Here is a 12,538-nt window from a genome sequence, read left to right on the forward strand (position 1 = left end):
ACAAATTGTTTATTTCTGGACAATTTTTTTAAAAAATTCTCCACGTTCTTCAAAATTTTTAAAACGATCCCAACTAGCACAACCAGGAGAGAAGAGCAAAATCCCACCTTTCGAGACTTTTCCTTTAGCTATCAATATGGCTTTCTCTATGTCGTTTTCTATGATTACTTCAGTATAGTTTTTAGCAGAATCATAAATTTTGGGCCCGCTTTGACCAAAACAAATTAAAGTTTCGACTTTACTCCACTCATTTGTTAAATCTTCATAACCATTCCCTCTGTCTAGCCCACCCATCATTAATACGACCGGTTTATCAAACGCTGATAAAGCAGCTTTAACAGCAGTGATATTTGTTGATTTAGAGTCGTTATAAATCTTTAATATTTCACTTTCTAGAACTACTTCAAGCCTATGCTCTACTCCCTTGAATTGAGATATTCCTTTTATAATCTCTTCCTTAGACGCAAATTCTAATGTGGTTAATATTGCGGCCATTGCATTTTGTATATTGTGTACACCTTTTATGCCTACATCACTTTTACGAAGCCACTTCTCTCCACTAATCCAAATAAATTTTCCGTCGAAATAAGCGTCAGCCTCTTTATTTACAAGGGAAAAAGATTTTTTCTTTCCCTGTTTCAACTTTGCTGCTTCTTTTACATTTTGATCATCTTCATTGAAAACCAAAAGATTTTCTTCTGATTGGTTAACAAATATTTTTTTCTTTGCATTGATATAGTCTTCAAACGTTTTGTGATAATCTAAATGCGCAGAAGATATATTTAACCATACCGAAACATCTGGATTAAGCTTGTCCAATTCTCTTAATTGAAAGCTGGATAATTCAGTTACCAGTATATTCTCTCCTTTTACTGCCTCTTCTAAAAAAGAGTATCCTATATTTCCAACCGAACGAGCTCTATCTTTACTTATGTTTAATATGTATTCCACCAAGCTTGTTGTTGTGGTCTTCCCATTCGTTCCCGTTATAGAAATGAAAGGTTGTCGGACGTATTTTTGAGCATAACCTATCTCGTTCGTAACAGCAATATTGCCGACATCAAACTTTTCCAGAAGAGGATGAGAAAAAGGAACCCCTGGACTCTTAATCACTGCTTTATAATGGTTTGTAATTACATCATTTGCTTCACTAAACAAAGAAACCCCGGCATATTCTTTTATGTCGTCAGGAACTTCTCCTTTATCCATATATATGTCGAACTTTCTATTTTCTTTAATCAAATCTCTGGCAACAGCCTTATTCGATGTTCCTAATCCAACCAATAAATATTTTTTATTCAATGATGATCCCGCTTTCTTATTTATGATAGTTTAGCAGAACACCCGTGACTTCAGTCGTGGGATGAAAGCCGAACGGCCTTTTGCTTTGAATCGGTACTTTAGTGCCGAGTAGTTCAAATTTCGTACTCTTCGCCTTTTACAAATTCAATTAAGAAACCATATTTTCTAAACTGATATTCAATATCAGGCAAAGCATTTTTAATATCTTCTAATAAAGTTTTTTGATTGTTTATTTCGTATATTTCTTTCTCGATAACAGTTATGTCATCTTTGATTTTAGATATTGTCTCCTCTAACCTGTCGAAAATGTCTCCATATTTAATCTTCTTAACACCCTTTTTCTCTCTTTTTAAATACGCTTTGATATCCATATATTTTTGCTGGGTAGACGCGATTTTTCGTTTAAGATTCTCTAGTTTTACTTCTCTCTCCCTCTCCATTTCCACAAAATCGAAGTGGAATTCCAGCACTCTATCGTTTAAATTTATAGTTGCAAACGAAAGAACCAAATCTTCTTTTACGTAATCTAGAATCAGTTTCCCTTTCTCATTTAAATCGTTTTCATTCAATTCGAACCCGAGTTCGTTTATGATTGGCTTTATTTTTTGAGCCAACAATTTTTCAATAATAAAGTCATCTTCAATTAATAAAGTTGGTAAATGAATGTTATCTTTAATCTTCCCTGTTTGAAAATACCTAAGTAGAGAATCAATTGTATTTTCCTTTATTAATTCTATAGATTCATCAATTATTTTTTTTGATTCTTCGAGAAAATGAATGGAATTATAGTTATTCAATTAAAGCTCACCTCTTCCACCTTCTTTGGACTTAAAACAGAAGTTCCCTTTGGTTACACAAAGAAAACCCTATGGAAAAGGGTTTCTTTGTTTTTGAAAATTAATTGAAATGAGCTTCAATTTTATTTTTTAATCCGGCTAATACTTTTGCTTGAAAATGCTCAATTACAATACCAGAAACCTTATTAATCGATTGTGGTCCGATATGCCGACTATCTGTACTATTATTTCTGTTATCCCCCATTACAAATATTTGTCCTTCTTTTATATCGAATGTTTGATTTACTTGCATCGCTTTTTCTTTGATAGAGGGTTCTTCTATTAGTTTATGATTTCTATAAACCAATCCATTTCTAATTTCAATGTGGTCCCCAGGAAGACCAATTACACGTTTAACTATATCTATTGGTTGCTTTTTACTTTCGAACACTACATCCTTGAGAACAACTTCATCATAAAATTTTAATCCTTTGCTCTTATCTTTAATTTTGAAGTTAATATCCCACTTTTTTATTAATAACAAGTCACCATCGTGTAAAGTAGGCTCCATTGATTCACCGTCTACAAATCCAAAATCGAACAAGAAAATTTTAATGATTAAAATAAAGCCTATGATTATCATAAAATCCCGCATTACCTTTAATGACCATTTTTTAAAAGAAATATCAGTTTTATTTTTGGATGAAGTCATCCATTTTTAACTCTTTTCCATACACTTTCTTTGGCGCGATTCTCAAACGTATTATCAAGTTGCAGCATCCAATCTTCTGCAATTTCCTCACCATACTTTTTCTCTATCGCTTGTTTAACGAGAAAATCAGCAACTTCTGGATTCTTTGGAAGGATCGGACCGTGTAAATATGTTCCAATTAAATTTTTGTATACAATTCCTTCCTTCTTATCGTTATCTTCGTTCCCAAAACCTTTCTCAACTACTCCTAATGTCTCGTAATTGTGATAAGTCCTACCACCGTGATTTTCAAATCCGACTACTTTTCCAAATTGATCTGATTTAATAAGAACATTTCCGATTAACCTAGGGTTCTTTGCTTCTGTTTTAAAATCTAGAATTCCTAATGTTTCAAGTCTATTTCCGTTAGCATCTATGTACTCAGTTCCTAAGAATTGATATCCTCCACATATAGTGAGACCTGGAACTCCGGATTCAATTTTTTCTTTTAAGGTATCCTTAATTTTTTGTAATTCGTTTGTTGCTAAACTTTGTTCTCGGTCACTGCCACCACCGATAAAAAATAAATCCATATCACTCATATCTAAGTTATCGGTCTCACTAACTTCCCTTACAATGAGTTCTATTCCACGCCATTCACACCTCTTCTTTAAGCAGATGATATTTCCTCGGTCCCCGTACAAGTTCAATTTATCCGGAAAAAAATGATATAAAGTTAGCTTTTTTGTTATTAGCATTTAAACTCCACCTTATTTTTTCAATTTATTTATTAAAGCTTTTCTGGTCGGTTCAAGAGCTGTATAGTTCGGAACAATAAATGCATCTTCTGTTCCACGTATCATTTCATTTACAGCCTCCTCCAGGTCGCTAATTACAAAGATTTTTTCTTGGGGAATTCCTGCATATTTCATTCTTAAAGCCATATCTTCTGCCCTTATTCCACTACAAAGAACTCTTTCTGTTTTTGCATTGTTAATCTTTTCGTAATCAGCATCCCAAATCCAAGAAATATCTCGACCATCATAGGCCAAGTCATTTAAGATAAGCAAATATTGTTTTTGATTATCCGTATATTGAGATTCTGATAAACTTACATTCACTCCAGCAGGATTTTTAGCTAAGTTCAATACGATTTGTTTTTCCTTATCTTCAAATCTTTCCATTCTTCCGTTTCCAACGTTAAATGTGCTTAAAGCTTGTTGTATTTGCTCTTGCGATAATCCCGCTTCCAAACAAACACTGATAGCTGCTAAAGCATTGATAGCGTTATAAGATCCCATAACAGGTATGTTGAAGTTACCAACATTAGTATTAAATTCCAATCCCTTACCTACTTGTAATTTAGTGATTTCGTACTTAGGCGTTTGTCTGCCAAAACTGCATTCACAGTGATAATGGCCAAGTTGCCCATAATGTGTGTAAGAATATTGAAGTTTCTTGCCACACTCAGGACAGAACGTGGACTCAATCATATTGTGTTGAGCAAAAGTGAAAGAGTTTTTTCCTAATCCAAAATAATCTGCTCTCATTTCTATTCTTCCTAATCGACTAACGAAAGGATCATCAGCGTTAAGAATCAATTTTGCATTAGTTGTTTTTAATGATTCTCCAATTTTATTAACCAAAGTATCGATTTCACCAAATCTGTCCAATTGATCTCTAAAAAAGTTTGTTACGACCACTAAGTCAGGCTTTACTTCTTTTGTTACTTTCTCAATCGAACCCTCATCAATTTCAATTACCGCGAAATCCGCTTTGTTTCCCGAAATGAAATTTTCATTATCGATAAATGCTGTAGTTATTCCTGTAATCATATTAGATCCTTCACTGTTATGTATGATTTTAAATCCAGATTCTTTTAGTATGTGTCCTACAAACTGAGATGTTGTTGTTTTACCGTTTGTGCCCGTAATGAAAATAATCTTTTCGGTTTTTTCGGAAAGCTTTTTCAAAACGTTTTTATCAATTTTTCTTGCAACGACTCCAGGTATATTGCTTCCATTTTTATTTAACATTCTACTAGCTTTTTGAGCCATTTTTGCAGCTAGTACAGAGATTTTAACAGGCAATTTTGTTTCCCCTCTCTAGACTTTATCTAGAGTAGGTTTATAAATTTTTTTTACAATTCCTTATGAAAACAAGTAGAATACACAAAACATTGCGAGGTGATATTTTTTGGAAACACGGCAATTAGTTCAAAGCATAGGTCTTGATATGATTTCTTCTGTTTGTGGATTACCTTCAAATAAAATAGATGTTATAAATATTTCAGTGAATTCATCGCCTTTGATATTGGAGATTCAAACCCTATTTTCTTTCAACGAAGATAAAGGTTTGTTTGTATCAGAAAATGAACTTAGGGAATTTAAATATGACTTTTCAAATAATTGTGGAGTTTTAACAAAGGTATCGGAAAAGAATTATGTTGGCTCTAAAATCATACAAATATATGGAGATCAAGGAATCCTAGAAGAAAAAGGCTGGCTGTAAAACGCAAAACAAAAAGCATCATATAAACAGATGCTTTTTTCGCTTTATCGTGTGATCAAAAATGCTGCAACTATCAGCAATGCAAATAAGATCAAAAACGTAATGTCTTTATCGCCTTTACGCTCGTTTCTATTCACACCGATGTCATTGATACCAGATAAACAGGAATAGCATTTTCGATGATTAAAATCAAATTCTTCTTCCTCATAGTAATAACCACAACTTCTACATCGATATTCTTTGTCATCATTATGAGCATCTTTTTCTTCGTCCCTTTTATGATTCGGACGGGATAATATCCTCGGATTTTCAGTTCTTTTCTCTTTTTCTTCATAATGATCCTCTAAGCAATAGATGCAGATATCCGATCGAGTGTCGAATTCATCTTCATCGTAATATTCATTACACTTTCTACAGTAAAATTCGCGGTCTTCCATTTTTATCAATCCTTTATCTATTTTTGTCTCATTATATTTAGAAGTTCATTTATATGAACAAAAAAATAAAATAATACGTTATTTTCTTTTGAATTTTCTGATGACCTCGCTCAGCTTAAGGAGGCACGATATTCGAATAATCGTGATAACCTCTTATTAATTATTCCACACCATTTACATTTTTCAAGAATTTTTCTATATTCTCTAATTTGTCTACAGATTTATTTACTTTACCCCTTTGAACATTTTGAAAATTGTATTTGTTTATTTATTTTTCCTATTAATTCAATTCCCACTTATAATTTAAAAAATCATATAAACAAGGTGGTGTGTGCGTATTGATGGTATTATTAATAGCTTTAATCATTTTATTTTTAGTATTATATTTTAAATATTTCTTCAAACAAAAATCAACAGCAGCCGAAGTAAAAGGCCTTATCGGGGAAACACGAGTCAATGATATATTAAAATCTCATAAATTAAAGTTTTTCCACGATACTTTAATGAAACAAGGTCCTGTTTCAAGTCAATTCGATCATATTGTTATTTTTCCTAATAAAACAATTCTAGTAATCGAAACAAAAAATAAGGATGGATTTATAACTGGTGCAGCCGATGACGACAAATGGTTACAAGTCATTGGAAAAAAACATCATCAGTTTTATAACCCAATAAAACAAAACGAAGGTCATATTAAGATGCTATATAAAAAAATGGATAAATACCGGTTATATGGATACAGAATATTATCCCTTGTTGTTTTTACTTCTGATCGCGTTACTCTTAAAGATCCCCCCTCTGGTGTAATTCATATAAATGAATTATCTTCAACGTTAAATTACCTCAACAAAAAATCCTTCTTTAATCGCTCCAGAAAGTTCATACGTATGTTAATACACGAAGATTATTCCAAAAACAAAAGAGAAGTTAAAAAACACAAAGAATTTGCCCAAAGAGCAAAGTATTATAAAAAAACCAACTATTAATTAAGTTGGCTTTTTTTACTCACTATTGGATAACCACATTCACAATTACATTCAATTCATTATCTTGATCCTTTATATGTATGCCTTCAATTCTTTTGATTTCTTTTATTTTCTTGAAATCACTAGTTTTTGCGTATACGAGTGTATCAACTTTCTTCCGACCCTTATATATGTAAGCTTCAATTACCAATAAATGATCTGATTTTTTCATCTCATCTTTAAAATACGTTTTCATTTTGGCTTTTTCATCATAACTTGGTGTTCGTACAGAGACGACTTTTTGGATATCAAAAGATTGGTTCTTCCCTTCTTTTACTTGCCGCGTAATTTCCTTTTCTAGTAGTTCGTTTTTTTGGTTTTCGCTTTCATATATAGTAAAACAAAAGCAACAAATGAAACCCAGTATGATCACTAAACAAGATAACTTGATTACATAAAACATCTTTGAAATATCAATCACCTCAAATTATATAGATGTACTACATCATATTTCGAACAACTTATTTTCTACAACGCTTGAATAGACAAAAAAGCATCGAAGTTACTTCGATGCTTTCATACTTTATACTAATCCAAATTTTTCGAATCCATTTCTAATATTGAATTGCTGAATTGTTTTTTTGACAACAATTCCTATAGCTCTTGCCATCGGAACGCAAACTGCATTACAAATTTGTTGTTGCATACTACTTAATTTACCTTTGAAAATAAAATCATCAGGAACACCGAAAAGTCTGGCCGTTTCTCTAACGCTTAAACTTCTAAGCCCTTCAGGTGGCATTATGTTACATTTTCGAACATTAGGCAAACTAACACTCGGTTTATCCCACTCTAATCTACGAAAAATAGAACTGTGTGTAGATCCAGCAGCCATCTTCTTATTTTTTAAATGATCAGGTATGTCTCGCCAATTGCTTCCCGGTCCAACATATTTCATTTTTTCCAAAGTTTCTGCTTTGGGCTTAGTGAAATCCATTTGATTTGGAACTGTGTCATCGAGATCTAAAAACGCTTCTTCAACAGTCCTATAATCTTTTGGTTCAAAATAAGGTTGTGGTAATTCAACTCTTCCTATTTTCGAGCCAATAATAAATGCACGCTTTCTTAGTTGAGCTGCACCAAAGTCAGCTGCGTTTAGAACTCCATAACTAATTTCAAATTCGTTTAGTTCTTCAATGATTTCTTCTAGTACTTGACCTTCTAATGCTGTTAAAATTTGCGGTACATTTTCCCAAACGAAAATTGCGCAATTCTGATTTGCTTTAATAGCTTCAATTGTTCTTTTGACAAGAACATAATCCGGATGATCTAATAGTCTCTTTTTAGAGCGGTTGGAATTTGTAAAGACTGTACAAGGATTTCCCATAATCATCACAGATGCTTTATAGATGCTATTTAAATCAAACTTTTGGATATTCGCAACATTAATATGATCACCAAGGTTATATCGGTATGTTTCAGCAGCTTCTTCGCTTAATTCTAATCCAAACTTAAGTTCAAAACCTGCTTGTTTAAAACCTAAATCCATAATGCCCGCCCCACTATAAAGACTTGCTATTTGAAGCGGTATTTTCGCATTGAAAATGGCCTTTTTAATTGCAGAGGATGTATCATCGTGAGTCGCATCATCTTCTTCGTTCAAAAAATCAAATAGAGATATTTGTTTGTAAGATTGACCTACAACTTGATCTAGTTGATCTCTGGATAATAAGAACTCAAACTTTTTCTTTAATTCAATTTTTTCCGTGATATCAATTACATTTGAAATTTTGCTTACAACTTTTTTTGCCGTCTTTTTAATTTTTGAAACTAACGTATTAGTCTCATCTACAGGTTCTTCTTTCAATCCTTTAACTAAAATTTTTTCTTCAAAGATTTCAACTTCTAAGTAATCCATATCACTGAATGCTTTTAATGCCTCAGTATTTCTTATATCGATTACAGGTTTAACACCATCTTTAATTGAACGTTTAGAAACTGTATTTTTAGCATCTTTAGCAGGAAGAATGACAACTTCTTTTTTCTTGTTATCAATCATATATTTAAAATGTGAACCAGGTTTGAAAACACTGTCTTTTAATTGAATATCTTGTATGTAAATGCCGCGTTCGCTTTTTTTGGCTTTTCTTTTTTTCAACATCATATGTCACTCCTTGAATGTTTTCTGCTTATATTTTAATCAAAATAATAAAAATGGTTTAAAAAAATAAAAAAAGACACTTGCGAAAGCAAGCATCTATTTTTTAATGTCATCTTTTATATTGATTATGGTTTTTGGATAGTTTAGCTCCCCATCTTCTACCAAGATTAGTTCGTTAATTTTCATTGTGACTAAATATTCTCCTAGTACAGCATCAAGTACGGCGATCATTGTTTCCGCTACGTGCGTCTCAAATTTCTCATTTACATATTCAATCCCCTTTATGTTGAGAAACACATCATACATTGAAGGATCTTTTTCTGACGGCTCCAGCTCATAAAAAATTTCTTTTGAACTTACAGTTTTTTCATCAAAATGAATAATAACTTCATTTACTCTTGGTTGTTTCAAAGCATTAATGATCCATCTTTTTTCTAAATCTTTTGGCGCTGCGTTCACTAAAGTGAATATTGAGTCAAATAAATCCTTATTGCCGTTAGCAGTGAAAGTAATCTCCATTCTATTATCTTTTTTTAATTCGAAAAATTCTACTTCTATATGGGGATTATAAAAATTGAAATACTTGTAGAACTTCTCATAAATCATATCTATGTTTTCATCATTTATATTGAGAAACTCCTTTTCGCGCCTTTTAAACCATCTCCAAAATCGTTTAGGGTCTCTTTTATTAAATGTTTGTAACATATAATCCCTCGTTTCATTAGATAATTATTATTTTAATTAACTTTTCTTCAGCAATCGCCTTTAATTTGTTATAAATCGAATTAACATCGCTCATTTTTCTTTTATTCATTTTTAAAAAATCGTTTATATTCCTTACGAATTGTCTATTATTTCTTTCATTATATGGTCTAACTTTTACCCAAAACAAATGTTTTAGAATTAACTTTTGTTTAAAATTAAGAAATTCTCATCAAAACAACACAAACAAAAAGCCTCTATAAGAGGCCTTTCTCGAAAATGGTTAAATTATATGGTTGGACCGTGAACATAACTTACTGGAAATTGTAAAAACCGCTCGAAACTTTCTTTTAATTGAATATAACTTTTTGTGCATTTACTCTCAGACGCCTTCTTAATCCTATATGAATAAGCAGCTCTTTTTAATTGCGTAATCTCTTCTTCGCTTACTTGTTCAATTAAAGGTTTAATCTTGTTTACAGAGGCTTTATTCTCAGACTTTATATAAAAGTTAACATTAGTAACTACATTTTTTTCGTATGATTTTATAAGTGCTTTCCCCCAAAGTGAAGAATGTTCTTCTTCATCGACAAAACTTAATGATCTATGACTTGCAAGAGGAAACCTATTTTCCAATTCCCTAATAATACACACAAGTTCGCTAATACTAGCGTTTTTTTCTGAATTATAAATATGTATGTTCTCTTTTCTTACGCCTAATTCCACTGACGACTGAATGAATTCATTATTTTTGTCATTAATAAACGTCTGTTTATCTAATAGTCTAGTAATTGAACTTATTTGATTACGCTCTCTGTTTTGTCTAAAAATTTTTTGATTAATAAGCTTAAACTCTTCATTAGAGTGAACTGAATAAGATACCAAATGCACTTCATATCCTAAACTTATGTGTTTTAATATGGAAGGCATTATTGTTAAAATTTCTTTATCTTGGCGAGGAATATAAAAAATAACAACCTTATGATTTGCCGCTAATTGATTTATGTTTTTATTGAAATCATCGTTTAAATAAGGTGTTAAAGATGACAACGGCTGTAAATCGGTCATTTCTTTTTTCATCCTAATCACCTCCTAATTCCGTAAAACACTTCTTTTATACATAGCAGTACTGAAATTGCAAACAAAATGAAAAAAAACTAAAGAGGATTTATCATACCTCTTTAGTAAATTTCTCTTAAACAAGGAGTAAACTTATTGCAGCAAGAACAAATCCGGTAGCCCAAAAACCCTTTACAACTTGAGTTTCACTAAAATTACTTAATTCAAAATGGTGATGAAGTGGGCTCATTTTAAATACTCTTTTCTTCCTAATCTTAAAAGATAGAACCTGGATGATTACAGACAATGTTTCAATTACATAAACGCCTCCTATAATGGCCAACATTACTTCCATCTTTAAGAGTACCGCGATACCAACCAACGCACCACCGATTGCCAATGAACCCGTATCCCCCATAAACACCTTGGCTGGATACTTATTAAAGATTAGAAATCCTAATAATCCTCCAACCAATGATATCGAAAATAAGCTTATACTTTGTGAACCAACCATCATAGCAATTGTCGCAAATGCTCCTAACGAAAGAATACTTGTCCCTGTTAGAAGTCCATCTAATCCATCGGTTAAATTTGTTGCATTAGAAGTTCCCACAACTAGGAACAAAACAAATATATAATAGAACCAATGAAAATTTATAGAAATCTCTGTTCCAGGCAGATATAGATTTGTATTCATCCCCTGTTTACTCAAGCATATTAGAAAAATGATTGAAACAACCATTTGAAGCAATAATTTTTGTTTACTGGTTAATCCTAGATTGCGTTTGAATGCAATTTTAATGAAATCGTCAAGAAAACCAATAGCCCCATTCCCCAGAGTAATAAACAATAACAACAATATTTCAGGTTTAGGACCTGCCATTAGTAAAGTTGAAATTGTAAGAGCTATTAAGAAGATGATCCCACCTAATGTTGGTGTTCCTGATTTCTTCTTGTGCGATTCAGGCCCTTCTTCTCTTATGCTTTGGCCGAATTGAAACTTCCGTAAAAGTTTGATGAAAAATGGCCCAACAACAATTGAAATGAAAAATGATACAAATAAAGTTAAAAATAAATTCATATATGTATTTCCCTCTCCACATTATATTCTCACTATAAATGTTTAATATAAGAGCAGATATACCTTTGAAAAAGTTCTTTTTTCGCCCCAATTAATGATATGCTCAGCGAAATCAGAATATCATCCTCAAATAACAAAAGGCCATTAAGCTAAAATGCTTAACAGCCTTTGTTCCAAATGATTAGAATTAAAATCCGTTTCCAGACATATTGCTTTGAGCAAAACGGACAAGCCGTTTTGTGATTTCTCCACCAACTGATCCGTTAGCTCTTGAAGTTGTGTCAGGACCTAAATTAACACCAAATTCTTGGGCGATTTCCACCTTCATTTGTTCTAAAGCCATTGCAGCTTCAGGAACTAATAATTCATTGTTATTGTTAGAACGTGATTGTTGTTGAGCCATTTTAGCTCCTCCTTTCGTATTTTGATTATATTATTTGTCTACATTTCGCTTTTTATGCAAAAATTTCTTGTGTTTTGTTTTATTTTTTATGACTAGAAAGCAGTTATTCTGGGAATAATAATGCAATTTATTAATGTCACATTTTTTATTTTTTTATTTATAATGCGTTACAATACACGTACAGGTGGAGGTGTTTTATTTGGTCAATTACGGTGTATATTTCGACTATGAAATACTTATATAAGTAGTGATCGTATATGAACAATGAATGTAATTGCGAACAAATCTATAACTGTTGTGATTGTGGAGGAAATGATTGTGGTTGTTATATTGTTGGTCTTGTAACGCTTGCGAAGATTGTTTAAATGAAGATTGATAGAAGCTGATTTTTTGCAACTAAACAGTACGAATGAAATATACAATTAAGTCATTAAAGACCTGGATAATAAT

General features: G+C 31.9%; 14 protein-coding genes. 2 read left to right on the plus strand and 12 right to left on the minus strand.

The genetic code is table 11. The annotated features are described in order from the left end of the window. Positions 1-9: 9 nt before the first annotated feature. The 5 genes from murD to AAGG74_RS19120 all read right to left on the minus strand — a co-directional run bounded on the left by murD (position 10) and on the right by AAGG74_RS19120 (position 4,859). Entirely contained in the window at positions 10-1,302 is a 1,293-nt protein-coding gene (gene murD, locus AAGG74_RS19100) for a UDP-N-acetylmuramoyl-L-alanine--D-glutamate ligase (RefSeq protein WP_429676804.1), read from the minus strand. 113 nt (positions 1,303-1,415) lie between these two features. Then, positions 1,416-2,099: a hypothetical protein gene (locus AAGG74_RS19105; protein WP_429676805.1), complete on the minus strand. Its 684-nt coding sequence runs from the start codon at positions 2,097-2,099 to the stop codon at positions 1,416-1,418. A gap of 100 nt (positions 2,100-2,199) precedes the next feature. Further along, positions 2,200-2,790: a signal peptidase I gene (gene lepB / locus AAGG74_RS19110; protein WP_429676806.1), complete on the minus strand. Its 591-nt coding sequence runs from the start codon at positions 2,788-2,790 to the stop codon at positions 2,200-2,202. Next, a complete protein-coding gene (locus tag AAGG74_RS19115; protein WP_429676807.1) occupies positions 2,787-3,527 on the minus strand; it encodes a type 1 glutamine amidotransferase in 741 nt (246 codons plus the stop codon). Before AAGG74_RS19115 ends, lepB begins: the two co-directional genes overlap by 4 nt. A 12-nt stretch (positions 3,528-3,539) precedes the next feature. Further along, positions 3,540-4,859: a MurT ligase domain-containing protein gene (locus tag AAGG74_RS19120; protein ID WP_429676808.1), complete on the minus strand. Its 1,320-nt coding sequence runs from the start codon at positions 4,857-4,859 to the stop codon at positions 3,540-3,542. 106 nt (positions 4,860-4,965) lie between these two features. Here AAGG74_RS19120 and AAGG74_RS19125 point away from each other — a divergent pair, with 106 nt between their 5' ends. Further along, entirely contained in the window at positions 4,966-5,280 is a 315-nt protein-coding gene (locus AAGG74_RS19125; RefSeq protein WP_429676809.1) for a hypothetical protein, read from the plus strand. 44 nt (positions 5,281-5,324) lie between these two features. On the opposite strand, the gene AAGG74_RS19130 is transcribed toward AAGG74_RS19125, so the two are convergent. Beyond that, a complete protein-coding gene (locus tag AAGG74_RS19130; protein WP_429676810.1) occupies positions 5,325-5,717 on the minus strand; it encodes a hypothetical protein in 393 nt (130 codons plus the stop codon). Positions 5,718-6,058: 341 nt separating this feature from the next. Between AAGG74_RS19130 and AAGG74_RS19135 the strand changes: the two genes are divergently transcribed. Next, positions 6,059-6,703, plus strand: a complete 645-nt coding sequence (locus tag AAGG74_RS19135; protein WP_429676872.1) for a nuclease-related domain-containing protein — start codon at positions 6,059-6,061, stop codon at positions 6,701-6,703. 22 nt (positions 6,704-6,725) lie between these two features. Here AAGG74_RS19135 and AAGG74_RS19140 read toward each other — a convergent pair whose 3' ends face one another. From AAGG74_RS19140 to AAGG74_RS19165, 6 genes are all read right to left on the minus strand, one after another. Beyond that, a complete protein-coding gene (locus tag AAGG74_RS19140; RefSeq protein WP_429676811.1) occupies positions 6,726-7,145 on the minus strand; it encodes a hypothetical protein in 420 nt (139 codons plus the stop codon). A 120-nt stretch (positions 7,146-7,265) separates the two neighbouring features. Then, the gene (locus tag AAGG74_RS19145) at positions 7,266-8,843 is read right to left on the minus strand and encodes a DNA cytosine methyltransferase (protein ID WP_429676812.1); all 1,578 of its coding nucleotides are present in this window, start codon (positions 8,841-8,843) and stop codon (positions 7,266-7,268) included. Between the two features lie 96 nt (positions 8,844-8,939). Further along, positions 8,940-9,548 carry a hypothetical protein gene (locus AAGG74_RS19150; protein WP_429676813.1) on the minus strand — a complete coding sequence of 203 codons (609 nt, stop codon included), beginning with the start codon at positions 9,546-9,548 and terminating at the stop codon, positions 8,940-8,942. Positions 9,549-9,833: 285 nt separating this feature from the next. Continuing rightward, the gene (locus AAGG74_RS19155; RefSeq protein WP_429676814.1) at positions 9,834-10,625 is read right to left on the minus strand and encodes a hypothetical protein; all 792 of its coding nucleotides are present in this window, start codon (positions 10,623-10,625) and stop codon (positions 9,834-9,836) included. A 115-nt stretch (positions 10,626-10,740) separates the two neighbouring features. Then, positions 10,741-11,685 carry a phospho-N-acetylmuramoyl-pentapeptide-transferase gene (mraY, locus tag AAGG74_RS19160; RefSeq protein ID WP_429676815.1) on the minus strand — a complete coding sequence of 315 codons (945 nt, stop codon included), beginning with the start codon at positions 11,683-11,685 and terminating at the stop codon, positions 10,741-10,743. Positions 11,686-11,872: 187 nt separating this feature from the next. After that, entirely contained in the window at positions 11,873-12,088 is a 216-nt protein-coding gene (locus tag AAGG74_RS19165) for an alpha/beta-type small acid-soluble spore protein (RefSeq protein WP_429676816.1), read from the minus strand. Between the last annotated feature and the right edge of the window lie 450 nt (positions 12,089-12,538).

Source organism: Bacillus mexicanus, from assembly GCF_050445615.1.
In the GTDB taxonomy this organism is placed as follows: Bacteria; Bacillota; Bacilli; order Bacillales; family Bacillaceae; genus Bacillus; species Bacillus mexicanus.

Excerpts from the sequence above, each read along its gene's own strand:
- lepB (WP_429676806.1), bottom strand. The coding sequence starts at position 2,790 with ATGACTTCATCCAAAAATAAAACTGATATTTCTTTTAAAAAATGGTCA.
- AAGG74_RS19115 (WP_429676807.1), bottom strand. The coding sequence starts at position 3,527 with ATGCTAATAACAAAAAAGCTAACTTTATATCATTTTTTTCCGGATAAA.
- AAGG74_RS19130 (WP_429676810.1), bottom strand. The coding sequence starts at position 5,717 with ATGGAAGACCGCGAATTTTACTGTAGAAAGTGTAATGAATATTACGAT.
- AAGG74_RS19135 (WP_429676872.1), top strand. The coding sequence starts at position 6,059 with ATGGTATTATTAATAGCTTTAATCATTTTATTTTTAGTATTATATTTT.
- AAGG74_RS19140 (WP_429676811.1), bottom strand. The coding sequence starts at position 7,145 with ATGTTTTATGTAATCAAGTTATCTTGTTTAGTGATCATACTGGGTTTC.
- AAGG74_RS19145 (WP_429676812.1), bottom strand. The coding sequence starts at position 8,843 with ATGTTGAAAAAAAGAAAAGCCAAAAAAAGCGAACGCGGCATTTACATA.
- AAGG74_RS19150 (WP_429676813.1), bottom strand. The coding sequence starts at position 9,548 with ATGTTACAAACATTTAATAAAAGAGACCCTAAACGATTTTGGAGATGG.
- AAGG74_RS19155 (WP_429676814.1), bottom strand. The coding sequence starts at position 10,625 with ATGAAAAAAGAAATGACCGATTTACAGCCGTTGTCATCTTTAACACCT.
- mraY (WP_429676815.1), bottom strand. The coding sequence starts at position 11,685 with ATGAATTTATTTTTAACTTTATTTGTATCATTTTTCATTTCAATTGTT.
- AAGG74_RS19165 (WP_429676816.1), bottom strand. The coding sequence starts at position 12,088 with ATGGCTCAACAACAATCACGTTCTAACAATAACAATGAATTATTAGTT.